Consider the following 25787-nt stretch of genomic DNA (forward strand, 5'->3'; position numbering starts at 1 on the left):
TCGCGACGATCCGCAGCCACGCGGGAGACGCACCGCTGCACGCCCTGCGGGGGCGCCAGTACAGGTGATGGAGCACGACGGCGACCGGCTCACCGTGCTCTTCGACAGGTAAGGCTGCAAGACACTGTCCCAAAAGGCCGTCCTGGGCCACGGCCTGCTCACGCCGGCGCCGTAAAACCCCGAGAACGCCACAGAATCCCTAGAACACCACCCGGAAGCCCGTGAACTCCCCGGACGCCGCGGACATCGCTTCCGCGACCCTCTCCACCATCCCGGGGGCCTCCGGCGAACGCAGCCACTCGCGGAACTCCAGCACCACCGCCTGGGGGCCCTCGGCCACGATGCCGACCGAGCCGTCGTCGTTGTTCCTGACTGTGCCGGTCAGCCCCATGGCCTCTGCCTTCCGCACCGTCCAGTAACGGAATCCGACGCCCTGCACCACACCATTTACGCGCGCTTTCAGCCGCACGATCTCTCCGGAACCCGCCTCTGGAAACTCAGCCATGCTCCCAATGTAGCGCCGGGCGAAGTCTCGGCAGCCAGACACAATGGGACTTTCGCCCCTTTCCCCGTCCTCTTCGATCCGTCAGGGTGAATACAAACCTCCGGTTCCTCGCACACCCCGCTGATGGCGCCGGGATGCCTGAAAGGACAAGACGATGGCAGGACAATTCGAAGTCTTCACCGACGCGGAGGACAACGTCCGGTTCCGCCTGCTGGCGGCCGACGGGACCGTACTGGCCGTCTCCAAGGCGTTCAGCGACAAACGCTCGGCCGCGGCGGGCATTATGGCGGTCCGCGAGTGCGCCGGCACCGGGCTGATCCGGGAAGCCCGTACCGTCCAGTACCCGAGGCCGTTCGGAAGCCGGACCGGTCTGCCGTCGCCCGCGCACCGCCTGCACCGGCACTTCCCCGCGGTGTAGGCCACAACCCGGACCCAGCCATGGGCGAACCGCGGGTGCACATCAGCGGCTTCCGTATGGACTTCGGTGACACCACTGTCATCCGTGACCTCTCGTTCGACGTCCACGCCGGCGAGACCTTTGGTTTCCTGGGCAGCAACGGCTCGGGAAAGACCACCACCATCCGGGCCCTGCTGGGCATCTATGAGCCCACGGGCGGAATCCTGCACATCAACGGCCGGGACTTCAAACCCGAACACGGCGACAGGCTGGGCTACCTTCCCGAGGAACGCGGGCTGTATAAGAAGGAAAAGGTCATCGACATCATGACCTACTTCGGCCGGCTCAAGGGGATGGACCGGCGTGCGGCCCGGCAGTGGTCCCTGGAGTACCTGGACCGGGTGGCGCTGGCCGACAAGGCCGGGTCCCTGCTGGACAAGCTCTCCAGCGGCCAGCAGCAGAAGGTCCAGCTCGGCGTCACCATCATGAACCGCCCGGAGCTGCTCATCCTGGACGAACCCACCAAGGGCTTCGACCCCGTCAACCGGCGCCTGCTCATGGACATCATCGCCGAACAGAAGCGGGCCGGCGCCACCGTGGTCATGGTGACCCACCAGATGGAGGAGGTGGAACGGCTCTGCGACCGCGTCATCCTGCTCAAGGACGGCACGGCCGAGGCCTACGGCACCATCGACGAGGTCCAGGACAAGTACGGCGGCCGCATCATCCGGGTCAGGTACAGCGGCGCCATCCCGCCGTCGCCGCACTACGCGGTGATGCTTGAGGACACCAACTACGCCGAGCTGAGCATCACGGACGCCACCGACGAGGCTGCCATCCTCAAAGACCTGATCGACGACGGCGTGAGGGTCCGCAGCTTCACCACCACCAAGATTTCGCTGGAGGACATCTTCATCCGCGTCTACGGCGACCAGAACAAGCCCTCCACCCCGGTGGGCGGCTCGGTCGCCGGCTCGATCGCCGGCCCCGGAGGCCGCTAGCCATGGCCCAGCACAACCTCGGCACCGTGATCAGCTTCGAGTTCGTCCGCACCGTAACCAAACGGCGGTTCTGGATCGGCACCCTGGCCGTGCCTGTCGTCATAGCGGTGGTGTTTGGACTGATCTTCCTCAGCAACACCACCACGGACACCGCCTCCGCGGCCCAGAAGCGCGCCCAGTTCTCCATCTCCTACACGGACGCCTCCGGACTCATCACGGCCCAGGACGCCGCAGCCTTCGGGGCGCGGCCGGCGGAGTCACCGGATGCCGGCATTCGGGCCGTGCAGTCAGGGACGGTGGACGCCTTCTTCGATTTTCCCGCCAACCCGGACACCACGGCGGTCCGCGCCTATGGGGCGGACAAAGGGATCTTCGAGAACGGCAAGTACGGCGCCGTCGCCCAGGCCATGCTGACCAGCGCCGTCGAACAGAAGATCGACTCCCCCCAGCTGTCGACCCTGGCGGCCGGGAAGGCACGGATCGAGACCGTCACCTACAACGGCGCCCAGGAATCCGGCGGGCTGAGCTCCGTCATTCCGCCGCTGATCTTCCTGGTCATCTTCTACGGGCTGATCGTGCTCCTGGCCGGGCAGATGCTCAACTCCACCCTGGAGGAGAAGGAAAACCGTGTCACGGAGATGATCCTGACCACGCTCAAGCCCACCACCCTGATCGCGGGGAAGGTGATCGCGCTCTTCGCCATCGGGCTGGTGCAGATGATCGTGTTCCTCTCCCCGGTCCTCCTGGGCCGGCTGTTCTTCCCCCAGGAGCTGAACCTGGCCAGCTTCGACCTCCCGCCGCTGATCTTCGATCCGGCCCGGATGGTCATCGGCTTCCTGATCCTGGTGGGCGGGTTCGCGCTCTTCACCACCACGCTCGTGGCCATCGGAGCGGTGATGCCGACCGCCAAGGAAGCCGGCAACTTCATGGGGGTCATGATGGCGCTGATCTTCGTGCCGTTCTACGCCGTGGCCCTCGTGGTCTCGGATCCGCATGCCGTGATCGTGCAGATCTTCACCTACTTCCCGTTCTCGGCCCCGGTCACGGCGCTGCTGCGGAACGGGTTCGGCTCCCTGAGCGTGCTCGAGGCCGCAATCGTGATCGTCATCCTGTACGCGGGCGCCGCCGTCATGCTCCGCCTGGCCGTGCGGCTGTTCCAGTACGGTTCGATTTCCTACACGTCCAAGGTCAACATCCGCACCGCGCTCCGGGCAGGCCCGCGGCGCACTCGGCCCCCCGAAAGTCCGGCGTGACCGGCCCCACACCTATGGCGTGACGGGTCCCACGTTGACACCTGCCCGATTTCAATTGCCCGCGGAAGCTTGCAAAGCTTAAGTAATGCAAGAGTTCCTCACCCCCGCAATGCCCTTCCTGGCGATGGCGCTCGCCGTGGCCGCCGGGCTCGTCGCGTCCTGGCTGGTGCGCCGGATCGTGCTCCGGCTCAACCGCAAACAGACCGAGCTCCGCGAGACCTCCCGCGTCGCCCGCCTGCCACTGCGCTTCACGTTGTGCCTGATCGGCGTGCGGATCGCCCTGGTGACCACCACCGCCGACGTCGACTGGCGCCGCAACGTGGACCACCTCCTGCTGATCGGGCTCATCGCCTCCGTCGCCTGGCTGGCCATCGCCCTGCTGCTCATCATCGAGGCCATGGTGCTCACGCGGTACCGGGTGGACGTGGCGGACAACCGTCGGGCCCGGCGGCTGCGCACCCAGGTGATCCTGGCGCGGCGGATCGGCGTCGCGCTGATTGCAATCGTGGCGCTGGGCAGCATGATGCTGACCTTCCCCGCCATCCAGGCCCTCGGCGCCGGGTTGCTGGCTTCAGCCGGCGTGATCTCGATCGTCGCGGGCCTCGCCGCGCAGACCTCGCTCGTGAACGTCTTTGCCGGCGTCCAGCTAGCGTTCACGGACGCGATCCGCGTGGACGACGTCGTGGTGGTCCAGAAGGAATGGGGCCGGATCGAGGAAATCACCCTGATGTACGTGGTGGTCCACATCTGGGACGACCGCCGGCTGATCCTCCCCTCCACCTACTTCACCACCACCCCGTTCGAGAACTGGACCCGGCGCCAGTCGGAGGTCATGGGCACCGTGGAGTTCGACCTCGACTGGCGCGCCCCGCTCGAGGCCATGCGCGCCGAACTGAAGAAAGTCCTGGCCGACACCGAGCTGTGGGACAAGCGCGTGGGCATCCTGCAGATCACCGACGCGACGGCCGGATACGTCCGGGTCCGCATCCTGGTCAGCGCCGCGGACAGCGCCTCGCTCTTCGACCTCCGCTGCCTGATCCGTGAGGAACTGGTCCTCTTCCTCCAGCAGGAACACCCGACGGCGCTCCCCCACGTTCGCGTCGAGACCACGGCGCCTGCACGGTCCGGGACCGGCCGGCCGGCGAAGGTCTCCGCCGCGGACGAGCACTCCCGGCACCCCGCCGACCCGCACGATTCCCAGCTGTTCACGGGCTCCATCGAGGCCATCCAGCGTTCCAAGGCCTTCTCCGGCCCGGGCGAGGACGTGTTCGAGGACCGGGACAAGTCGATCGCGGCGCAGAACTAACCGGCGGGCACTGCTGCCGCAGGCCGGCGAGGGGCACGGGGGCCACGGCGGGCGGGGCCCCGGCGTCGGGGGTCTTCCCTGCCTGCAGGAACTGGTCAATAATCAGACGTTGGTGGGACAGCGCCCACAATTGACCCCAATACCTTGCAGACCTCCCGAGGAGCCCCATGACGGTCGAACAACCCACAGCGGAATCAACCGAGGCTCCGGCCCGCGACTGGTTCCAGAGCGCCGTCGTGTATCAGGTGTATCCACGGAGTTTTGCAGATTCTGACGGGGACGGGATCGGGGATCTGCGCGGGATCATCAGCAAGCTGGACTACCTCCACGGGCTCGGTGTCGACGTCCTGTGGCTCTCCCCGATCTACACGTCCCCGCAGGATGACAACGGCTACGACATCAGCGACTACCGGAACGTGGACCCGATCTTCGGGACGCTGGCCGACCTTCAGCAGCTCACCGACGGGCTGCACGCCCGGGGCATGAAGCTCGTCATGGACCTGGTGGTCAACCACACCTCGGACGAGCACCCCTGGTTCGTGGAGTCCCGGTCCTCCAAGGACAGCCCGAAGCGGGACTGGTACTGGTGGCGGGCCCCGCGGGAGGGCACCGTCCCGGGCACGGCGGGGGCGGAGCCGAACAACTGGGGCTCGGCGTTCTCTGGTCCGGCCTGGGAATACGATGAGGCCAGCGGCGAGTACTACCTGCACCTGTTCTCCAAAAAGCAGCCGGACCTGAACTGGGAAAACCCGGACGTGCGTGCCGCGGTGTACGAGATGATGAACTGGTGGCTGGACCGGGGCGTGGACGGCTTCCGGATGGACGTCATCAACTTCATCTCCAAGGACACCGCCCTGCCCGACGGACCGGTAGCCGACGGGAAACTCTACGGCGACGGCAGCCCGTACTACATCGGCGGGCCCCGGATCCATGAGTTCCTGCAGGAAATGCACCGGGAAGTCTTCGCGGACCGGACCGGGCCGCTGCTGACCGTGGGCGAAATGCCCGGCGTCAGCGTCGAGGAAGCGGTCCTGTTCACCGACCCGGCCCGGGCGGAGGTGGACATGGTGTTCCAGTTCGAACACGTCGCCCTGGACCAGGAAAACGGCAACAAATGGCGGCCCAAAAAGCTCCGGCTCACCGAGCTGAAGCAGACCCTGGGCCGCTGGCAGGAGGGCCTCGCCGAGACGGGCTGGAACAGCCTCTACTGGGGCAACCACGACCAGGCCCGCGCCGTGTCCCGCTTCGGCGACGACAGCCCCCAATACCGGGAACTGTCCGCCAAAATGCTTGCCGGGATCCTGCACCTGCACCGCGGCACCCCGTACATCTACCAGGGCGAAGAACTCGGCATGACCAACATGAGCTTCGGGGCGATCAGCGACTACCGCGACATCGAAGTCCTCAACCACCACCGCGAAGCCACCACCCACCTGGGCCACACCGACGCCGACGTCCTCGCAGCCCTCGCCCCGCTCAACCGCGACAACGCCCGAACCCCGGTCCAGTGGGACGCGACCCGGCACGCCGGCTTCACCACCGGAGCGCCCTGGATCGCGGTCAACCCCAACGCGAACCACATCAACGCCGCCGCCCAGACCGGGGACCCCGGCTCGGTCTACAACTTCTACCGCCAGGTCATCGAACTCCGCCACACCGAAGCCGCCGTCTCCCACGGGAACTTCACCATGCTCATGCCCGAGGACGAACACGTCTACGCCTTCACCAGGACCATCCCCGGCACGGCGCTCCTGGTCCTCGGCAACTTCTCCGGCACCGACCAGCAGGTGGCCCTCGGCGGGGACTGGGACACGGCCGAACCCGTCCTGGGCAACTACCCCGGCACCGCCGCCTCCGCGGCCGGCGAGCTCCGGCCGTGGGAGCTGAGGGTTCTGCGCCGGTACAGCAACGGCTAGGCCTGAAGACCCAACGAAGCGAGGGAGAGCGGCATGACCATTCCACCAGTACCGGGTCCTGATCCGTTTCCGCCGGATCCCGGCCCCACGACGCCGCCGCCGGAACCGGGCGACCCGTTCCCGCCCGAACCCGTGCCCGTCCCGCCGCCCGGACCGTTCCCGCCGGATCCCGGGCCGGCTCCGGCGCCTGGCCCGGCGCCTGGACCTGGCCCCGCGCCGGGACCGTTTCCAACGCCCAACCCTTTGCCGATTCCCGACCCCGGGCCGGTACCGCCGCGCCCTGACCCCACGCGGTTCTAAACCAAGAAACGCGGGGTCACTTACCGCCCATCCCGGACCGCCTAAGGATGGGCTCTAAGTGACCCCGCGTTGCTTGGGACTACCCCAGGGTGATGTCGTGCGTGCGGTGGTCGTAGTGGATGACCATGCGGCCGCCGCCGTGGTGGACCTCGTGGTTGGGGCCGTCGAACACGCCGAAGGCGCCGTAGTTCTCATCCCACGAGCGGTTGAGCGCGATCTTGAAGCTGTAGGAGCCGGCAGGAATCTCCGCCGCGAGCTTCCAGAGCTGGTCCACAAGGTCCAGCTCCATCTGGCACTCGTCGTACTGCGGCGCCCAGTTGGCGGGCGCACCGAGCAGGATGTCGAAATCACCGGCAACGGCAACGGCGGCCGGCTGCTCAATGGTTTCCACGGCCGGGAGCGCGGCGGCGGGTGTGACGACGGGTGTGGCTGCAGCCGTCTCAGCGGTCGGGGCTTCGGCGGGGGCCTTGTCGGCGGCCTTGCGCCTGCGAACGGCCTTGGCTACAGGCGCCACGGCGTCCTCAATCAGCTTGGCGGCCTTGCCGACAGCCGTCGCGGCTGGCTTTTCCGCGGACTTGGCCGCCGGCTTCTGGGCCGGGGCCTCGGGAAGCGGGGTGCCGGCAGGGACCGGGGTTCCGGCGTCGAGCGCTGCGGCGAACGCGGCAGGCTCGGCGAACGCGACGGTGGCCCGCTGGCCGTCGTCCGTGATGGACCAGCCTGGACGGCCCTTGACGAGCCAGCCGGCCTTGACCAGCTTGGCGGTCGCCGTGGTCAGCGTCTTGTGTCCGCGGGGAATGCCTCCGCTGAGGAGTTCACGCTCCTGCTCGTTGAGCGGCACGCGTGCGATGGCCTCGCCCAGGACGGCGCCCGCGTTCAGCTTCTCACTGGACTGCACCCCCTCGGTGAGGACATCCAGCACAGCTTTCAGCCGAAGGGTGGTGTTTTCCGCAGTGTTCGTCGCCATGGGTCTCCTTAGAAGCAATTGATCCACCTGCATTTTGCCAAGAATCTGTGGGTTTCCGCGACTGGAAACAGTTAACTCCGTGTGTCGTGACCCACTATGACAGTCAGAACGGGACGAAGCGAGCGTCCAATTCTGGCTACCCGTGAGTAGTTTTTTACGGCGTTTCCTCGTCTCGGGGGCCCGCCGGCGCCGTTGTGCCCCCGGGACGGACGTGCTTATAGTGGCGGTCGGGCCAGCTCCGCCGCCTTTCTGCCGGAGGTCCCTCCCTGTCACCAAGATTCAGGAGATACCCATGAAAACACGTACGCTCGGTTCGCTCACCGTCTCCGCCCTGGGCCTTGGCTGCATGGGCATGAGCGAGTTCTACGGTCATGGCGACGACGCCGAATCCACCGCCACCATCCAGGCTTTCCTCGACGCCGGCGGCACCCTGCTGGACACGGCCGATATGTACGGGCCGTTCACGAACGAACAGCTCGTGGGCAAGGCCATCGCCGGCCGTCGCGACGACGTCGTCCTCGCCACGAAGTTCGGCAACGAACGCAAGCCCGACGGCTCCTGGGTGGGCATCAACGGCTCCCCCGAGTATGTGCGCGCGGCCTGCGACGCGAGCCTGCAGCGGCTCGGCGTGGACCACATCGACCTTTACTACCAGCACCGCGTGGACAAGACGGTCCCGATCGAGGACACGGTGGGGGCCATGGCCGAGCTCGTCCAGGCCGGCAAGGTGCGGCACCTGGGCCTCTCCGAAGCCAGCGCAGACACCGTGCGCCGGGCCCACGCCGTGCATCCGATCACTGCCCTGCAGACCGAATACTCGCTGTGGGAGCGGGAGCCGGAGACCAAGGTCTTCCTGGTCCTCGCAGAACTTGGTATCGGGTTCGTCCCGTACAGCCCGCTCGGCCGCGGCTTCCTGACCGGGCAGCTGCGCAGCGAGGACGATTTTGCCGCGGACGACTTCCGCCGCCACTCGCCGCGCTTCCAGGGCGAGAACTTCACGCGGAACCTGGAACTCGTGGACAGGGTCAAGGAGCTGGCTGACGAGAAGGGCTGCACCCCGGCGCAGCTTGCGCTCACGTGGCTGCTGGCCCAGGGCGAGCACATCGTGCCGATCCCGGGCACCAAGAAGCGCGACCGCCTGAGCGAGAACCTGGGCGCAGTCGACGTCGAGCTTTCCGCAGAGGACCTCAGCCGCCTGGACGAGCTGGCCCCGGCCGGCGCGGCCGCCGGCGACCGGTACCCGCACATGGGCTCGATCGACGTCTAAGATCGACGCCTGACCCGCCCTTCACCAAGCAACGCGGGGTCACTCAGCGCCCGTCCGAGGCCTCCGGATGGGCCGTGGGTGACCCCGCGTTGCTATAGGTAGTGCAGTCAGTGGCCGGATGCCGCGAGCTCGGCCAGCAGCTCTGCCTTTCGTTCCTCGCTGGCAAAGGAGGACCGGATCGAGTTGGCGGCCATCCGCACGAAGTCGAACTCGGACAGGCCCAGCACTGACTTCAGCTGGGCGAAGTTGTCATCCACATAGCCGCCGAAATAGGCGGGATCGTCGGAGTTCACGCTCACGTTCAGCCCCGCGGCGAGCATGGCGGGCAGCGGGTGCCCGGCCAGGGTCTCCACGGCCCGCAGCCGGACATTGGACAGCGGGCACACGGTCAGCGGCACGAGCTCACGCACCAGCCGTTCCACCAGTTCCGGGTCCTCCATGCAGCGGATGCCGTGGTCGATCCGTTCGGCGTCCAGGAGGTCCAGCGCGTCGGTGATGTACGACGGAGGGCCCTCCTCGCCGGCGTGGGCGATGCGGCGGAGCCCGGCATCCTTGGCCCGGGCGAAGAGCCGCTCGAACTTGGCAGGCGGGTTGCCGACCTCGGCCGAGTCCAGGCCGATGCCCGCGATCGGCGCATCCATGCCCAGCAACTGCTCGAGGACGTCCAGCGCGGATTCTTCGGTCAGGTCCCGCAGGAACGCCGCGATCAGCAGTGTCGAGATCCCGAACTCCTGCTCAGAAACAGCCAGCACCGACGCGACACCGTTGACGCACGTCGCCAGCGACACCCCGCGGGAGAGGTGGGCCTGCGGGTCCAGCATGATCTCGGCGTGCCGCACCCCGGCGCGGGCGGCACGCTCCAGGTACGCCCGGGTCATGTCGGCGAAGTCCTGCTCGGTCTGCAGGACGGCCATGTTCGCGTAGTACAGGTCCAGGAACGACTGCAGGTCCGTGAACTCGTACCGGGCGCGGAGTTCGTCGAGGCCGGCATAGGGCAACGTGATTCCGTTGCGTTCGGCGAGCGCAAAGATCAGCTCCGGCTCGAGCGTGCCCTCGATGTGCAGGTGCAGTTCCGCGACCGGCAGCACGAGGCCGACGTCGTCAAGGGCATCGGCCGGCTCCATCACTGCGCCGCTGTCTGGGTCGGTCGCGTCCGCTTCAGTGCCGGCAACTGATGCGCCGTCGTTATTTTCCATTCGGTAAGGATATGCCTGCACCGATAGAGTCGAACTAATGCAAAATGAACAGCATGCTTCCGATCTGACGGCACTGACCCTTCCGGGCTCGGCTCCCGACCACCCCACGGACGGATTCGTCCGGGTGCGCGGTGCCCGGGAGAACAACCTGCGCAACGTGGATGTGGACGTGCCGCGTGACGCGATTGTGGCCTTCACCGGCGTCTCGGGCTCGGGCAAGTCCTCGCTCGCGTTCGGCACCATCTACGCCGAGGCCCAGCGCCGCTACTTCGAATCCGTGGCGCCCTACGCGCGCCGGCTGATCCAGCAAGGCCACAATCCCAAGGTGGAAATGATCACGGGCCTGCCGCCCGCCGTCGCCCTCCAGCAACGCCGCGGCACCCCGAGTTCCCGCTCCACCGTGGGGACGGTGACCACGCTCTCCAACTCCCTGCGCATGCTCTTCTCCCGCGCCGGCAGCTACCCGGACGGCGCCAGCCCGCTGGACTCTGACGCGTTCTCGCCCAACACCGCCGCCGGCGCCTGCCCGGAATGCCACGGACTCGGCATCGCCCACACCGTGAGCGAAGCCTCTTTGGTCCCGGACACCTCGCTGAGCATCCGCGACGGCGCCATCGCAGCCTGGCCCGGCGCCTGGCAGGGCAAGAACCTCCGCGACATCCTCACCCACCTGGGCTACGACGTCGACACCCCCTGGCGGAAGCTGCCCAAGAAGCACCGCGACTGGATCCTCTTCACCGAGGAACAGCCCGTGGTGGAGGTAACGCCGCAGCGGGACCGCGTCGCCAAGCCGTACAAGGGCCGCTTCTGGAGCGCCAAGAGCTACGTGCTGCACACCCTGGCCGATTCCAAGAGCACCACCATGCGCGACCGCGTGCTGCGCTTCATGGAAACCGGCCCGTGCCCGAGGTGCGGCGGCAGCGGCCTGACCCCGGCTGCCCTCGCCGTGACGTTCGCGGGCCACACCATCGCCGACCTCAACGCCGTCCCGATGACAGAACTGGCCGGCATCATCCGCCCCACCACCGAACTCACAACTGCCGGCACCGCCTCACGCAAACAGGCCTCGGGCGAGAATAACGAGGTGGCTGTCGCCATCACCCGTGACCTGCTCCAGCGCGTCACGGTGCTGCTGGACCTGGGCCTGGGCTACCTCGCCCTGGGCCGCTCCACGCCCACACTCTCCCCCGGCGAAATGCAACGCCTCCGGATCGCCACCCAGCTGCGCTCCGGGCTATTCGGTGTGATCTATGTGCTCGACGAGCCCTCCGCCGGGCTGCACCCGGCCGACGCCGAACCCCTGCTGGCGGTCCTGGACCAGCTGAAATCCTCCGGCAACTCGGTGTTCGTCGTGGAGCACAACATGGACGTCGTGCGCCGCGCCGATTGGCTCGTCGACGTCGGCCCCCGGGCCGGTGAAGGCGGCGGCGAGGTGCTCTACAGCGGCCCTGTGGCCGGACTCGCCGACGTCGAGGCCTCCGTCACGCGCCCGTTCCTGTTCCCGGACGGTCCGGCCGGCGGTGCCGGGTCCCAGGGGACCGCTGGCTCTTCCGGCACCGCTGGCTCTTCAGGCACCGCTGGCTCTTCAGGGAACGACGACGGCGGGAGCCGCGCCTTCCGTGCGGCGGACAGCGCGCTTCGGGAACCGAGCGGCTGGCTGGAGCTGCGCGACATCAGCCGGCACAACCTGCGCGAGCTCGATGCCAACTTCCCGCTCGGTGTCCTCACCGCGGTCACCGGGGTCTCCGGCTCCGGCAAGTCCACGCTGGTCAGCCAGGTCCTCGCCGACGTGATCGGTGCCCGCCTGCACCCGGACGCCGGAGCCACGGCAGAGAAGGCCCCACTGGACGAGCCGGACACGGACGCCGGCGAGCTTGACGAACCGCTGACAGTCGGCCCGGTATCCGGGCTGGACCAGGTCGACCGGCTCGTGAAAGTGGACCAGAAGCCGATCGGCCGGACCCCGCGCTCCAACCTTGCAACCTACACGGGCCTCTTCGACGCGGTCCGTAAGGAGTTCGCCGCCACGGATGAAGCACGGGCACGGGGCTTCGGCGCCGGACGCTTCTCCTTCAACGTCGCAGGCGGCCGCTGCGAGACCTGCCAAGGCGAGGGATTCGTGGCCGTCGAGCTGCTGTTCCTGCCCGGCAGCTACGGCCCCTGCCCGGAATGCCACGGCTCGCGCTACAACCCCGAAACCCTCGAGGTCACCTACCGCGGCAGGACCGTCGCGGACGTCCTCGGCATGACGGTGAACGCCGCCGCCGAATTCCTGACCGACGTGCCGGCCGCAGCCCGCAGCCTGGAAACCCTTCGCGAGGTCGGCCTGGGCTACCTCCGGCTGGGCCAACCAGCCACAGAGCTCTCCGGCGGCGAGGCCCAAAGGATCAAGCTCGCCACCGAGCTCCAGCGCGCCCAGCGCGGCCACTCGCTCTACCTGCTGGACGAGCCAACGACCGGACTGCACCCGGCCGACGTCCAACTACTGATGGCGCAGCTGCACCGTCTTGTGGACGCCGGGAACACCGTCATCGTGGTCGAACACGAGATGGACGTCGTAGCCGCCGCGGACTGGGTGATCGACCTCGGCCCTGCGGGAGGCGACGCCGGCGGCAAGATCATCGCGGAAGGGACGCCCGGCGTCGTCGCACGCTCCAAGAAGAGCCGGACGGCCCCGTACCTGGCGTCGGTGCTCGCGGGCTGAACGCCACGTCCGGGGTCAGGGACCGGACAGGTCGGCTGCCGGACGTCACGCGGCGTCCGGGGCAAAGCAGGGTGCGGGTCAGGCGGCCAGCGGGAGCTCCCGGACAATCCGGACTTTCCACGCGGCGTCGTCGCTTGTGTCCAGCAGGGCCACGGTGCCCATTGCGAGGTGGAGGGCCACCCGCTTGGCGGCGAGCAGCTCGAGGTAGAGGCCTTCGTTCATCCGGGCCGGCGCATCGATGACGTACTTCACGGCGTCGCGGACTTTGCGGTAGTTGGCGCTGCGCTCGCGGTGCAGGTGCATCTCCAGCAGTTGGCGCTGGCGAAGCTTCGGTTCGTGCCGGTTCAGCCAGGACACGGCCGCGTGGACACCCACCACCAGCGCTACTGAGACCACGTAGACCTGCCATCCGGTGTTGAGCAGGAACAGCGGGAGGTTGGCGATCGCCACGACGGCGATGAAAAGCCGGATCGCCAGCAGGCGGCGCATGGTCAATGCCACGGACGCCATCGCTGCGCGGAATCCATGCTGTTCCGTGCGGGCTGCCGCAGGATCCAGGGTGAACTCTTCAAGCACCACAATGCCGTTCGCGTCCGGATCGAGCAGTTTGCCGTATTTCGGCACAAACGGCATCACAGGGGCAAGATTCATGGCGTGTCCTCCGGGCGGCATTGGTGGGGTCCTGCTATATTACGCGCCGCATCGAGGAGCTGTCTGCCCCGTTCCGAAATGTGAACATCCACACGCGCAGCCGGTTGCAATTGGAGCTTTTGCCCCGTGGCCTCAAACTGGAGAGATGCAGACCTTCCTTCCCTTCCCCGATTTCCAGCAGAGCGCCGCGGTCCTGGACCGCGTCCGGCTCGGCAAGCAGCGCGTTGAAGCGCTGCAGATACTCCGCGCCCTGGTGATCCCGGAGTACGGCTGGCAGTCCCACCCGGCCATCCAGATGTGGATGGGCTATGTCCCCGCGCTTACCCTTTACGGCCTGTCGATGGTGGACGAATGGACGGCCCGCGGCGGGGAAGACACCACGCGCGAGAAGATCATGGAATTCGCCCCCCAGGCGGCCCACCCTGACTACGCTGCCAAAATCCCCATGCCGCCATGGCTGGGCAATCCCGAGTTCCACCTCAGCCACCGCTCCAGGCTGGTGGCCAAGGATCCGCGGTTCTACCTGCCGCTCTTCCCCGGCACAGAAGCCGACCTCGAATACGTCTGGCCCGAGCCCAAGCACCTGCTGCTGCCGGAAGATCCGATCGGGGACCGCATGTGGGTGCTCCGGCTGCCCCTCGGTGACAAGGATCCTCAGCAACTGGACACCGTCAGCCTCCCGCCGGCCAATGGCACGAAAGCGGCCTCCACCGAGGACGAGTACCAGTTCGTCTACGCCGACTCGGGTGCGCGGCGCCCGGCCAAGCAGCGCAAGTTGCCCCCGAAGCAGCTCGTCAAGAAGCCCACACGGAAACGCCAGGCCCAGGAAGAAGCGTTCACCACGCTGCCCGGCAACTCGGTAGTGGCCGTCCCGTTCGACGGCGGCGCGTCCTTCGCTTTGGGCAGGGTCCAGGGCCGTCCCATTACGGTGGACGGACACTTCGCCCGGAACTTCACCGTGGACCAGATCATGGAGCGCTCGGCCTTCGACTACCCCGCGCTGCTCCAGGATCCCCGGGTGTTCTTCCCGATCCCCGCACTGTAGACGGGGTGCAGCTCAGCAGGTGACGGTCTGCGTCAGGGACGTTCCGGTCCACGATCCGACCTGCGCGGTCAGAGTGAAGATGTACGTGCCACTGCCTTTGCCTGTGGTGCCGCTGGCAACCATATAGACCTGCGAGGTGCCCCCGGCAGGAATCGAGGTCACCGACTTCAAGCCAGTAGGCGGCGTCAACGTCGCCGTGTACCCGGTCGCGCGGGCTACGTCGGCAAAGTCCGTGAACCTGATGGACGCGCCCTTCTGGCCGCTGCTCGTCACACATCGCAGCGTGCCGTTGATGGAAGCCGGGGCCGGAATCTTGTAGGTCCCAACGCTCATTGACGCGGCGGTATTGGCGGTGAACGCCGCCTCGGCAAGGGCAGGAGCGCACAGCACCAGAACCACGGCCGCCGGGACCGCCAACAGACCGCGCAGCCGCATCAGCCACACGGATGAGGCCCGCGGGGCTGTTGGAGAGGGCTTGGCGATGTTCACTGAGAGGGCTTCCTGTGCGTAGTGGACCTTGTAGCTTCAACTCTGACAGCCACGCTTCAATTGAAGACAGGGTTCAACTTCAACATTTGCTCAAGAAAATCCGTGTTAGCCTGAAAACCGTGTGACACATGGGGTGGGTGTGACGTAATTGGCTCTTCATCTAAGAAGCTGGGGTTATGTTCGATTCAGTGGGTCAGCTTCGCGCTGTCGTTGTAGACGACGACGACGATGTTCGCCTCCTGGTTCGCCGCACTCTGGAGATGCAGGGCTTCGCTGTCACAGAGGCCGCCTCCGGCTCCGCAGCGCTGCGGAACATCAAGGAACACCGGCCAGACCTAGTGACCCTGGACCTCAACCTTCCTGACCTGGACGGCGTAGAAGTGTGCCGCAGGTTGCGCAAGTTCTCCGACGCCTACGTCATCATGATCACGGCCCGGGCCGACGAGATCGACGAACTGATCGGGCTGGAGATCGGCGCCGATGACTTCATCGCAAAGCCATTCAGCCCCCGTGCCGTGCAGGCCCGCGTGACTGCCGTCCTGCGCCGGCACCGCCCAACACCCCAACGCCCCACACCCCAGCGCCGCATATCAGATTTCGTGCCGGACGCGGCTGGCGATTCACAGACGCACGCCGGTCCGCGACGCCGGGCCACCGACGTCGCGCCCGCATCGGCCGAAAAAGCCGCCTCCGAAACGCCAGCACCCCAGCGACGCCGGGCGACCGACGTCGCACCCGTAACGGCGGGAAAATCCGCCGACGGGGCAACCGTCGAGAGGCGAGCCGAGCGCCGCCACAGCGATGCCACCAACATCGTCAGGCACGGCCCGCTGGTGGTCGAGGTCGACGGGCGGGTTGCGTCCCTCGACGGCGTCGAACTGGTGCTGACGCGCACCGAGTTCGACCTTCTAGAAGTACTAGCCGGTGCGCCGCGGCGTGTGTGGACCCGAAAAGCTCTCCTGACCAAGGTCTGGGGGAACGAATGGGCTATGGACGAGCACCTGGTGGAAGTGCATATCGGCAATTTGCGGCGGAAGCTCGGCGACAAGGGACGCGAGCCACGGTTCATCCGCACGGTACGCGGCGTCGGATACCGGATGGCGCCCGCGGAAGCGGTGGCCTAACTGGCCCCGGACATCCCAGCCATCGAGGCACTCGACCGGGCCGCGACTTCCCGGCTGCCCGTTCTCGCCGAGTACGGGCTGCCGCATTTGGAACCGCTCCCGGCCGCCGCCGGCGCACCGACGCCCGACACGAGGGGCCAGCTCCAGAAGTTGCTGGTCCTCGCGACCACAATTACGGGCGTCCCGTTCGGCGTCATCAACATCGTCAGCGATGACGAGCTCCATAGCGTTGCGGCCATTGGAACCGATCCGGGGGCCTGCGCCTTGGAGGATTCCATGTGCGGCAAGGTCTTCCTCACGGGCAGGACGACGGTGGTCCCGGATGCGTCCCGGGACGCTCTGTTCCGGGACCATCCGCTTGTCACGGGCGAGCTTGCCGCCGTCCGTTTCTATGCTTCGGTTCCACTCACCACGGCCGAGGGCTTCGTGCTCGGCGCGCTGTGTGTCGCTTCGTTCGAGCCCGCGGAACTTGCTCCGGCCCAGCAGTCGGCGCTGGGAATCCTCGCCGCGCAAGTAGTCGAGGTGCTCGAGCTCCAGCACCATGCCCGCCTGCTCGCCCGGAGCCTGGCGGAGGCACGGCACAGCAACGAGCTCCTTGAATCCTTCGCCGGGCGCATCAGCCATGATCTGCGCAATCCGCTGACCAGCGTTATCGGCTTCGCCGAGCTCGGGGAACTGCAGAACCCCGAAAGCGCGGACGAGTTCCGCATCATCGGCAGGACGTCGCGCAGGATGCTGGCCATGGTGGACGACATGCTGTCTTTTTCCAGCATTGGAGGCGCACTCCGGCCCCGGAAGGTATCCCTCGCGGCGTTGGTCGGCGACGTCGAAGAGGACCTGGCTGCCGTCCTCGATGAGACTGGTACGGAAATAGAGGTCACGGACTTCAGTTTCCGGGGCGACGCCGATCAGCTGCGCATCCTCCTCCAAAACCTCATCCACAACGCCGTGGCCTACCGCCGTCCGGGGGTGGTACCGAGGATTCAGGTCACTGCCGGGGCCGTCCCCGATGGGGTCGCAGTGCAGGTGACGGACAACGGCAAAGGCATTCCCGCGAAGGACCGGTCCCACGTCACCGAGCCACTGGCCCGTTTGCACCGCGATGACGACCCACCGGGTTCGGGACTGGGACTGTCGACATGCGTTCGCATCGCGCAGGCCCATGGCGGCCGGCTGGACATCGACTCGAATCCCGACGGCGGCACCACCGTCACCCTCCGGCTTCCTGCCTCTGCGCTGGCGGCGCAGCCAGCGACCGCATAGCCGGCGAAGCTGCAGTAGACGAGTCTCCTGCGATTCTGCAGCCGGCGGCGGCGCCGTGACTCAGGCTGCTGCAGCGAGGTTGGCCGAACCCAGGAGGGCACTGACCTGCCGCGCGAAATCCGCGACGTCGGAGTCCAGCGTCCTCGCGGCAGCCCGCGCCGCCTCAAGATCGCCGGCCCGAATGCTGTGCTCGACTGCCCGGCTCTGTCCTTCGAGCTGAATCGCTCCGGCCATTGCCGCCGATGTCGCCACGCTCAGGATTGCGACCAGGGCGCCCTCACTCTTGCCATCGCGGAGGCTGCTGTGGACGCCCGTCAGCCGCTCCGGCAAGCATTCGAGGAAGCGGCCGACAAATCCCATCGCGCAGGATCGCGAATCCAGCTCAGCAGCGAGCCGGTCGATCCGCCCGGTATCCAGGACCAGGCCATTGCCGTAGCTCACGGCCGGTCACTTCCGCTTGCGGGTGCCGGCGCGGATCCGGGTTCCCCGATTTTCGACATGGCAGGCTTCGCCCAGATCGATCGCAGCACTAAGACAACGAGCAGTGCCGGCGCGCCGTAGAGGAGTACGGACTGGACGAGCGGCTGGCGGAGAGCCCGGATGCCGTCACCAAGGAACGGCACCACCCCCGCTTCGGTGTAGACGTAGTCCTCGGAGAGCACGGCGGTCCACGGGTCGGGCCCGGGGTTGGCGTCGCCCTTGGTGGTCACGGAGGTCGCGCCCGAGCTGTCGCGGTTGATGCTCGCCACTCGGTGGGTTTCGATCCGGTGATCGTCAATCGGAATGCTGTAGGTGATGACGTCGCCGACCTTCAGCTCGGCGACCGGCGTCTTCACGCTGACTACAACGTCGCCCGGGTTGATTCCGGGCGACATGCTGCCGGTGAGCATCGTCGACGTCTGGTAGTTCAGGAAACGCGGCCCCACAGCAAGGAAGAGGAACACCAGGGCGGCAAGCACGAGTGCGAGCGTTAGGACAGCCCGTCCGGCAGCGGAAACGATCTTCGACGCCGGACGTCGCGCCGGGGCCGGCGTCGTCTCGGCCCGGCGTCGCCCGTGGCCCTGAGGGGCAAGTGGCTGGACGGTGTCGCCGGCCGGTGCGAACTCGCCGGACTCCCGCGGACTCATGGTGACGATGGTGCTCACGGGATTGTCCCCCTGCCGGTGTAGATAGAAGTCGTAAAGCGAGGGGCTCAGTGCGGCCGGGTCCCGACCGGACTGAGCCCCTCGAGGAAGGCTACTTGCTTGCCGCGCCGCGCTGGATGGCGGTGAAGGCGAAGTTGATCTTGCTGTTCAGGCCCTGGAAAGTGTTGTCGGCTGAGTCCGGAACCGAGAGCGTGATGCGGAGGTTATCTGTCTTTCCCGCCGCCACGGAGGCGAGGCCGGTCAGCGGCATGCTGGCGCCTACCACGGCGCGAGATGACAGCACCGTGGTGGTGCTGGCGGGGGCGCAGGAATACGTGTTAGCAGGAGCGGTCTCTACCTTCCATGCCGAACTGCAGGCTTCGATCTTGACCTGCAAGCCGTTGGTGGGATCGGAATCGAGCTTCGTGGACGGCGAGACAGCGGACGTCGTGAGCATCACCGAAGCCAAGTCCTGGTTACCACTGTTGGAAAGTGTCACTACGCGCTGCATGGAGTCGCCCGGCACCGCACCCGAAGCGGCAACGATGATATTGTCCCCTGTTCCTGTTCCGACGTCGAACTTGACGGTGCCGGAGGCCACGGCCGCGGAGGCGGACGTGCTTGCGGTGAAGCCACCGTAGGTGCCCATGCCGGCCACACCGGCCGCCGCGGCGAGGAGTGCGGCTGACGCGAGGACTTTGCTGGACGTGGACTTGAGGTTGAGACCCATGAGAAATCCGTTTCGTGGGGCCGGGCCCCAGGGACCGGCGAAGTGGTTGCGATAGTCGGCCGCAGTGGCTGACTAATACAACGATGCACGGCTCCTTTCAAGGCAAGGCCACGGTCGAAAACAAGATCCCTTCAAGATTTCCTCAAGCCGTTCCTGGACGCTCCCTCAACACTGGCAGACTGGGGACATGACTGTACTCTTGGCCGGTTGCGGCGACTTGGGCACCGAAGCTGGCCTGCGCTTTGCCGAGAAAGGCCACCGGGTGGTCGGCTGGCGGCGGTCACCGGAGAAACTCCCGGCCGCCATCGAAGGCGTCGCGGCTGAGCTGGGCTCCGGCAAGCTCCCGCCCATCCCGGCGGACACCACCGCCGTCGTCGTCGCCATAGCCGCCGACTCACCCACGGACGAGGCCTACCGGGCGGTGTATGTGGATGGGCTGGCAAACGTGCTGGACGCCCTCGAGGCCGCCCGGGAGCGCGACGGCGTTGTTCCCCGCCGGGTGCTGTTTGTCTCCTCGACCGCCGTGTACGGCGACGCGGGAGGAGGCTGGGTGGATGAAAGCACGACGCCGGCGCCCGGCGGGTTCTCGGGCCGCATCATCCGCGAGGCGGAGGAACTGTTGTACAGCAGGCTGCACGGCTCCGGGATCACGCCCGTGGTGTTGCGGCTGGGCGGCATCTACGGGCCGGGACGCACACGGCTGATCGACCAGGTGCGCGGCGGAACCGCCGTGATCCCGGCTGAATCGCGCTTCACCAACCGCATCCACCGCGACGACGCCGCGGCGGCGATTGTGCATCTGTGCACCATGGACGCCGAACCGGGCCCCCTCTACTTGGGCGTGGACAATGACCCGGCCGAACTCGGCGACGTGCTGGGCTTCCTGGCCGCCGAGCTGGGGCTCCCCCAGCCGCCGTCGGAACCCACGCTGACCTCTGCCTCCGAGGAGGGCTCCCCCGGCGAGCAGTCCCTTGGCACGGCGGCCGGTGGGGAGCCGTCGCGAGGCGAGCCCTCGCGGGGCGAGCCGTCGCGGGGCGGCAACAAGCGCTGCTCCAACGCAATGCTCCGCGGCACGGGCTTCGAATTCCAGTACCCGAGCTTCCGGGAGGGGTACCGGGCCATCCTGGCTGGCGTGGGCGTCCGGCACCCGTAAACTCTCCGTTGGCGCGCTGCCTTTGCGTCGAATGACTTTCGCCAAGATTCGCTTGAGGGGAACCATGGATTTTCAGCACATCATTGAAACCGTCGGCGCGTTCATGGACTTCGCGGGTGTCGCCATCATGGTGATCGGCGCCCTCGTATCACTCCCGCTCGCCTTGCGGGGATTCCAGCCTGAGCGCCTTCCCGCAGGCTCGGCACCCCTCTCCACCTACCGTTCGTACCGCCAACTGCTGGGGCGTTCGATCCTCCTCGGACTCGAGCTGCTGGTGGCTGCCGACATCATCCGGACCGTCGCCGTCACCCCGACCTTCGAGAGCGTGGGCGTGCTGGCCATCATCGTGCTCATCCGGACGTTCCTGAGCTTCTCACTCGAGCTTGAAATCACCGGCAGGTGGCCCTGGCAGAAGCAGCCGGCCGGAACCGTGTCGGCGACGACTGCTGGCTGAGGCTCGTCCGCGTCTTACCGTCAGCCTTTTCGCCGTCAGCCTATTCGCCGTCAGCCTTTTCGCCGTCAGCCGCGGGGGCTAGGCTCGGGCGCATGACTGAGACCAGCAAGGATCCTTGGCCGGAGCCGCCTGAGCTGCCGCGTCCAATCATCATGGGACAACGCTGGACTGACGCCGTCTTTCTACACTGGCGCATCCCATACGCCGATGCGGCCCGGTTCATGCCCGCGGGCGTGGTCCCGGATGTCTTTGACGAATCGGCCTGGGTGGGGCTGATCGGATTCCGCATGCAGGGAGCGGGGCTCGGCAGGGGGCCCGGCGTCCCGTATTTCGGCGATTTCAATGAGATCAACGTGCGTCTCTACTCGCGGGAACCCGACGGCACGCGGGGTGTTGTCTTCCTCAGCCTCGACGCATCGCGCCTGGCGGTGGTCCTGGCCGCGCGCGCCGCGGGGATTCCCTATGTGTGGTCGCGGGCGGACTTCCGCGGGCCGGAGCCGCAGGTGCCGTCTTCCAGGGAGCCGGCCTCCGTTGGGCGTGCGGCAGGGCCGTCTGCGGATCTGCCGGGGCGCCCGGCTGCGGGCCCCGACCGCGCGGATCGTTCCACGGGCTACTCCGTGCACCGATTCCGCCACGGCGCCCGGAGTGATTTCTCCGTCGTGCCAAGTCCCGACGACGTCGCTGATGATCCGCTGTCCCTCCACCTCACGGCCCGTTTCGGTCTGCATTCGCGGTTCCGGGGCAAAACGCTCTACATTCCGAACACCCACAGCCGCTGGCCGCTCCTTCGCGCCGAGCTAACGGGGCTTGAGGATCAGCTGGTCGCGGCGGCAGGGATAGCAGTCGTCGGGCCTCCCGAGTCCGTGCTCTTTTCCCGCGGAGTTCACACCCAGTTCGGGTGGCCTCGCGTGCTGACGGAACCCTGAATCTGCCGCCTAAGGGGCGCCAATAGTCGTCGTTAAATGTCGGTACCCACTGGGAGTATGGACTCATGGAAGCCGTCAGGGATTTCATTCCGTTTCAGGTCCCGGTCCCGGGCCCGGTGCAGGGCACCGCCTCCGCCGAACCGTCCGGTGTGGACAGAGTCATCGCACTGCTCCAACGCGTGGGGTCGACGGCGGCGGAGGATGCGGCGTTGTTTGGTTTCCGTGCGGCGTCGGACTTTGCCGGCCGGATGGAGGAGATCTCGAAGCATGTGGAGTATCTCCAGGTCGTGGCGGCCGGCGCGGTAGACCGGGCCCGGAAGCAGGCTGCGGCGGACGCCGCGAAGGCCGGCACGTCGTGGACCACGGGGTGGCGGGACGATTCTCCCGGCTCTGCTGCGCCGGTGAACGCCGCGGCCGGCGGGAACGGGGCCGTGACAGGGTCCCTAGACGACGCGTCGCCCAATGCGGCGGACGGAGTTTCCGAAGGTGGGGCGTGCCGGTCGCGCGCGTCGGATCCGGCGGATGACGGGTACCGGAACACGGTGGAGTTCCTGCGGGCGCGGCTGCTGATCAGCGCGTCCGAGGCTCGGCGCCGGCTCGCCCTCGCCGAGAGCATCCTGCCCCGCCAGGGATTCACGGGTGAGCTGCTGCCGCCCGCGCGGGGGGAACTCGGTGCCGCCGTCGCCGCCGGGGAGGTCGCGTCCCGGGCCGCGACGATCGTCACCTTCGCCTTGGACCGGGTCAGGCATGCCTGTGATGCGGACGCCGCGGCCCGGATGGAGCACGCCCTGACGCGCACCGCCGCCGGGAACGATCCCGATTTCCTGGTCCGAGTCGCCCGGCGCTGGGCGGACGCGATCGACCAGGACGGCGCCGAGCCCTCCGAAGAGCTGCTGCGCCAGCTCCAGGGCGCATTCATCCGCCGGAACCGCCACGGCCTGCACCACCTGGAGATCTTCGCGACCACCGAACAGTTCGAGCACCTCCTCACCGTCATGAACACCGCCACCAACCCCCGCACCGGCAGTTCCGCGAAGGCGTCCCCGGCCGCCGACTGCGCTGAGGGGCCCGACGATGTGGGCGCCCTGGCCAACGCTGCCGCCGGGGTATCGGCCTGCCATTCTCAAGCCCCCGTTGCTGCTGGAGCGGGCATCCCGGCCGCCGGCCCCGTTCCGGAGAATAACGCCCTTTCGGCGCAGGCCGCTGCCACGGAGGATCAGGATGAGCCTGGTGCCGTGTCCTTAGATCTGCGTTCGCGGCCGCAGAAGCTCCTCGACGGGCTGGTCGGGGCCTGCAAGGCCGCATTGGCGGCCGGTTCGCTGCCCGCCACGGGAGGGCTCCGCCCGCAGGTCATGGTCACCATCGACTACCGGGACCTGCTGGCCCGGCTCGGCGCTTCGGCTGGCGGCACGGAAACGGCTCGCTCAGCCGGCGGCCCGGCAGGCCCGGCAACCGCGTAATCCACATCGCGGGCATTCGAGCACACGGGCACGCTGCTGTTCACCGGGCCCGTCACGGCCTCCACGGTCCGGAAGATCGCCTGCGACGCGGACATCATCCCCGTCGTCCTCGGCGGCGAAGGCCGGATCCTGGACATCGGCCGGGCCTCCAGGGTTTTCCCGCCGCACATCCGCAAGGCCCTCACCGCCCGGGACCAGGGCTGCGCCTTCCCCGGCTGCACCATTCCCGCGCCCTGGTGCGAAGCACACCACATCGATTACTGGTCCCGCGGCGGCACCACCGGCACCGACAACGGGGCCCTGCTGTGCTCCCACCACCACCACGTGATCCACAAAGAACACTGGACGATCCAGGTCCGCGCCGGGATCCCCTGGTTCATCCCGCCACCCCACATAGACCCCCGGCAACGCCCCCGCCGCAACCACTACTTCAAACCCGCCGACCTCCCCATCGCTGTCTGAGCTCCGAAGCCGTCCGCCTGCTGCCCACCCCCCGGCAGCTACCGTCCTGCGGCGTACCCCTGGGCGCCACGCGGATTGGCAGCTGCCTGCAGTACTCCAGTGGCCGGATCCCGCGTCACGGCAGACAAGCGGCCCAGCGTCCAACCACCGGCCCGGGTGACGACATGCCCCCGTCGCTCCAGGCCAGCGATGACGTCCTCACCTAACCGGTCCTCGACGACGGCACCGCCTGGCTCCCAGGTGCGGGGCCAGAACGAGCCGGGCATCGACGTCGTATGGAATGTGGGAGCATCGATGGCCTGCTGCGGCGAGTAGCCGCCCACGATCGTCCGCAGCAGGTATGGCAGTTGCCATTGGTCTTGCTGGTCTCCACCGGGGGAACCAAGCGCGGTGACGGCTGCTCCGTCCCGCAGCACCAGCGTCGGCGTCAGGGTGGTGCGGGGCCGTTTCCCCGGTGTGAGGGTGGATGGTGTGCCCGGTTCGAGCCATGTCATTTGCAGCCGGGTGCCCAGGCAAAAGCCAAGCTCAGGGATCGCCGGCGAGGACTGCAGCCAGCCACCGGACGGAGTCGCCGAGACCATGTTGCCCCAACGGTCCACGACGTCGATATGGCAGGTGTCTCCGCGTGTCTCCCCCGTCGGCGCCACGGTCGGTTCGCCGACGCCCATCCCGGCGGGGGCCGCCCGTCCGGACACGGCGAGCGCCGGCGGCGTGTACTCGGTGCGCAGCGGCGGCAGGTAGGGCACCCGTCCGGGAACAGTGCCCGGCCGGAACTCGAGGGATGCCCGCTCTCCGATCTGCTCACGGCGTCCCGCGCAGTACGCGGCGGACAACAGGTAGTCCAACGGCACATCCGTGTCGCCGTAGTACGCTTCCCGGTCAGCGAGTGCCAGCTTCTGCGCCTCCAGGATGGTGTGGGCCCCGAGTTCCGTGGAGGGGTCGAGGTAGCGGTCCTCGAAGCCCTCAAGGATGGCGAGTGTCTGCAGCAGCGCCGGCCCCTGCCCCCACGGCCCGGTCTTGGCAATCGTGTATCCGCGGAACTCTATCGTGGCGGCAGGCTCGTAGCCTGCCTCAAAGTCCGCCAGGTCACCCAGGGCGAGCACGCCCTGGTGGTCCGTACCGGAGGAGTGCCGGTGCGGGGTCTGGACGGACTCCACCATGGCCCGGGCTACAAAGCCTTCCCTCCATTCGCGCCGGGCCACGTCGATCCGCGCTTGCCGTGAAATGCCAGCTCCTGGCAGCGACTCCCCCGCCGCCACCAGCCGCAGCAACGTCTGGGCATACGCAGGGTTGCGCACCATCTCGCCCTCGGCGGGGATCCGCCCGCCGGGCATCCAGAGCTCGGCCGACGTGGGCCAGTGTTCTTCGAACAACGCGGCGACGGCGGCGATGGTGGTGCCGACCCGCCCGAGCATTGGGTGACCGTCCCGCGCGTAGCCGATCGCGAACTCCAACACGGCGTCGAGCTCCCACGTCCCGTGGTCACGAAGGAGCAAAAGCCAGGCGTCGACGGCGGCAGGCACCGCGGCGGCCAGGGCACCGGAGCCGGGAACCAGGTCCAGGCCCTCGGCGAGGTAATGCTCCGGAGTTGCGGCCGCCGGCGCCGGCCCCTGGCCCATCAGGGCCACGGGCCTGCCCGGCTCCTCCGCGGTGACGAAGACCCCGGTCATGTCCCCGCCCGGGCCGTTCAAGTGCGGCTCCACGACGTGCAGCACGAAGGCTCCCGCAACGGCGGCGTCGAACGCGTTACCGCCGCGTTCCAGCACCGCCTGCGCCGCCGCCGTCGCCAGCCAGTGCGTGGAAGCGCTCATTCCGAAGGTGCCTTGGAGCGTCGGCCGCGTCGTGAACGTCTCCGGGGGCGTGAATGCCACCGGAGCGGCCATGGCAGTGCCGGACCATTGGGACTCTGTGGTCACGGTGTCAGCCAAACAGCGCCGCCACACCGGTGAGGGTCTGGAATACCCCGTAGGCGAGTGGAATCCCGACGAGGGCCCAGGCGACGGTCAATTTTCCGGCCGACAGTTTTTCCGGGGGTTGCGTTCCCACCGGCCGTGTTCCCGGTGACCGTGTTCCGTCAGACATCTTTTCAGCACCCAT

25 protein-coding genes are annotated in these 25787 nt (G+C 67.7%); 15 read left to right on the plus strand and 10 right to left on the minus strand.

The genetic code is table 11. From position 1 onward, the window contains the following. Positions 1–199: 199 nt before the first annotated feature. The gene (locus AC1DES_RS05125) at positions 200–505 is read right to left on the minus strand and encodes an acylphosphatase (RefSeq protein WP_476894608.1); all 306 of its coding nucleotides are present in this window, start codon (positions 503–505) and stop codon (positions 200–202) included. Between the two features lie 154 nt (positions 506–659). On the opposite strand from AC1DES_RS05125, the gene AC1DES_RS05130 reads away from it, so the two are divergent. From AC1DES_RS05130 to AC1DES_RS05150, 5 genes are all read left to right on the plus strand, one after another. After that, entirely contained in the window at positions 660–923 is a 264-nt protein-coding gene (locus AC1DES_RS05130) for a YegP family protein (RefSeq protein ID WP_476894609.1), read from the plus strand. A 20-nt stretch (positions 924–943) separates the two neighbouring features. Continuing rightward, entirely contained in the window at positions 944–1903 is a 960-nt protein-coding gene (locus AC1DES_RS05135; protein WP_476894610.1) for an ABC transporter ATP-binding protein, read from the plus strand. Positions 1904–1905: 2 nt separating this feature from the next. Beyond that, positions 1906–3156, plus strand: coding sequence for an ABC transporter permease (locus AC1DES_RS05140; RefSeq protein WP_476894611.1), 1251 nt, complete (start codon positions 1906–1908; stop codon positions 3154–3156). A gap of 85 nt (positions 3157–3241) precedes the next feature. Continuing rightward, positions 3242–4462: a mechanosensitive ion channel family protein gene (locus AC1DES_RS05145; RefSeq protein WP_476894612.1), complete on the plus strand. Its 1221-nt coding sequence runs from the start codon at positions 3242–3244 to the stop codon at positions 4460–4462. A gap of 167 nt (positions 4463–4629) precedes the next feature. After that, positions 4630–6378, plus strand: coding sequence for an alpha-glucosidase (locus AC1DES_RS05150; RefSeq protein ID WP_476894613.1), 1749 nt, complete (start codon positions 4630–4632; stop codon positions 6376–6378). Positions 6379–6757: 379 nt separating this feature from the next. Here AC1DES_RS05150 and AC1DES_RS05155 read toward each other — a convergent pair whose 3' ends face one another. After that, a complete protein-coding gene (locus tag AC1DES_RS05155; protein ID WP_476894614.1) occupies positions 6758–7642 on the minus strand; it encodes a pullulanase X25 domain-containing protein in 885 nt (294 codons plus the stop codon). 292 nt (positions 7643–7934) lie between these two features. Here AC1DES_RS05155 and AC1DES_RS05160 point away from each other — a divergent pair, with 292 nt between their 5' ends. Next, a complete protein-coding gene (locus tag AC1DES_RS05160) occupies positions 7935–8909 on the plus strand; it encodes an aldo/keto reductase (protein WP_476894615.1) in 975 nt (324 codons plus the stop codon). Between the two features lie 107 nt (positions 8910–9016). Here AC1DES_RS05160 and AC1DES_RS05165 read toward each other — a convergent pair whose 3' ends face one another. Then, positions 9017–10105: an adenosine deaminase gene (locus AC1DES_RS05165; RefSeq protein ID WP_476894616.1), complete on the minus strand. Its 1089-nt coding sequence runs from the start codon at positions 10103–10105 to the stop codon at positions 9017–9019. Positions 10106–10142: 37 nt separating this feature from the next. Between AC1DES_RS05165 and AC1DES_RS05170 the strand changes: the two genes are divergently transcribed. Beyond that, positions 10143–12809 carry an excinuclease ABC subunit UvrA gene (locus tag AC1DES_RS05170; RefSeq protein ID WP_476894617.1) on the plus strand — a complete coding sequence of 889 codons (2667 nt, stop codon included), beginning with the start codon at positions 10143–10145 and terminating at the stop codon, positions 12807–12809. A gap of 78 nt (positions 12810–12887) precedes the next feature. Here the strand turns inward: AC1DES_RS05170 and AC1DES_RS05175 are convergent, their stop codons facing one another. Continuing rightward, on the minus strand, positions 12888–13460 hold the full coding sequence (locus tag AC1DES_RS05175; protein WP_476894618.1) for a hypothetical protein: 573 nt from the start codon (positions 13458–13460) through the stop codon (positions 12888–12890). A gap of 145 nt (positions 13461–13605) precedes the next feature. Between AC1DES_RS05175 and AC1DES_RS05180 the strand changes: the two genes are divergently transcribed. After that, positions 13606–14505 carry an MSMEG_6728 family protein gene (locus AC1DES_RS05180; RefSeq protein ID WP_476894619.1) on the plus strand — a complete coding sequence of 300 codons (900 nt, stop codon included), beginning with the start codon at positions 13606–13608 and terminating at the stop codon, positions 14503–14505. A gap of 12 nt (positions 14506–14517) precedes the next feature. Here the strand turns inward: AC1DES_RS05180 and AC1DES_RS05185 are convergent, their stop codons facing one another. Continuing rightward, positions 14518–14994, minus strand: coding sequence for a hypothetical protein (locus tag AC1DES_RS05185; RefSeq protein ID WP_476894620.1), 477 nt, complete (start codon positions 14992–14994; stop codon positions 14518–14520). 176 nt (positions 14995–15170) lie between these two features. On the opposite strand from AC1DES_RS05185, the gene AC1DES_RS05190 reads away from it, so the two are divergent. Next, complete coding sequence (locus AC1DES_RS05190) at positions 15171–16118, plus strand: response regulator transcription factor (RefSeq protein ID WP_476894621.1); 948 nt, start codon at positions 15171–15173, stop codon at positions 16116–16118. Between the two features lie 87 nt (positions 16119–16205). Then, positions 16206–17381: a sensor histidine kinase gene (locus AC1DES_RS05195; protein WP_476894622.1), complete on the plus strand. Its 1176-nt coding sequence runs from the start codon at positions 16206–16208 to the stop codon at positions 17379–17381. 60 nt (positions 17382–17441) lie between these two features. On the opposite strand, the gene AC1DES_RS05200 is transcribed toward AC1DES_RS05195, so the two are convergent. From AC1DES_RS05200 to AC1DES_RS05210, 3 genes are all read right to left on the minus strand, one after another. Further along, positions 17442–17822: a hypothetical protein gene (locus AC1DES_RS05200; protein ID WP_476894623.1), complete on the minus strand. Its 381-nt coding sequence runs from the start codon at positions 17820–17822 to the stop codon at positions 17442–17444. After that, complete coding sequence (locus AC1DES_RS05205) at positions 17819–18526, minus strand: signal peptidase I (RefSeq protein ID WP_476894624.1); 708 nt, start codon at positions 18524–18526, stop codon at positions 17819–17821. Before AC1DES_RS05205 ends, AC1DES_RS05200 begins: the two co-directional genes overlap by 4 nt. 91 nt (positions 18527–18617) lie before the next feature. After that, positions 18618–19235 carry a TasA family protein gene (locus AC1DES_RS05210; protein WP_476894625.1) on the minus strand — a complete coding sequence of 206 codons (618 nt, stop codon included), beginning with the start codon at positions 19233–19235 and terminating at the stop codon, positions 18618–18620. Between the two features lie 187 nt (positions 19236–19422). On the opposite strand from AC1DES_RS05210, the gene AC1DES_RS05215 reads away from it, so the two are divergent. From AC1DES_RS05215 to AC1DES_RS05235, 5 genes are all read left to right on the plus strand, one after another. Further along, a complete protein-coding gene (locus tag AC1DES_RS05215; RefSeq protein ID WP_476894626.1) occupies positions 19423–20388 on the plus strand; it encodes an SDR family oxidoreductase in 966 nt (321 codons plus the stop codon). Between the two features lie 64 nt (positions 20389–20452). Next, positions 20453–20842: a DUF1622 domain-containing protein gene (locus AC1DES_RS05220; RefSeq protein ID WP_476894627.1), complete on the plus strand. Its 390-nt coding sequence runs from the start codon at positions 20453–20455 to the stop codon at positions 20840–20842. Positions 20843–20934: 92 nt separating this feature from the next. Next, positions 20935–21768, plus strand: coding sequence for a YqjF family protein (locus AC1DES_RS05225; protein WP_476894628.1), 834 nt, complete (start codon positions 20935–20937; stop codon positions 21766–21768). Positions 21769–21833: 65 nt separating this feature from the next. Beyond that, positions 21834–23228, plus strand: a complete 1395-nt coding sequence (locus AC1DES_RS05230; protein ID WP_476894629.1) for a DUF222 domain-containing protein — start codon at positions 21834–21836, stop codon at positions 23226–23228. Between the two features lie 168 nt (positions 23229–23396). Then, complete coding sequence (locus tag AC1DES_RS05235) at positions 23397–23690, plus strand: HNH endonuclease signature motif containing protein (protein ID WP_476894784.1); 294 nt, start codon at positions 23397–23399, stop codon at positions 23688–23690. Between the two features lie 38 nt (positions 23691–23728). On the opposite strand, the gene AC1DES_RS05240 is transcribed toward AC1DES_RS05235, so the two are convergent. Together AC1DES_RS05240 and AC1DES_RS05245 are read right to left on the minus strand one after the other, a co-directional pair. Continuing rightward, positions 23729–25501: a gamma-glutamyltransferase family protein gene (locus AC1DES_RS05240; RefSeq protein ID WP_476894785.1), complete on the minus strand. Its 1773-nt coding sequence runs from the start codon at positions 25499–25501 to the stop codon at positions 23729–23731. A 109-nt stretch (positions 25502–25610) separates the two neighbouring features. Further along, positions 25611–25736: an MFS transporter small subunit gene (locus AC1DES_RS05245; protein WP_476894630.1), complete on the minus strand. Its 126-nt coding sequence runs from the start codon at positions 25734–25736 to the stop codon at positions 25611–25613. Positions 25737–25787 lie beyond the last annotated feature (51 nt).

Source organism: Arthrobacter sp. 05T442 (genome assembly GCF_056395945.1).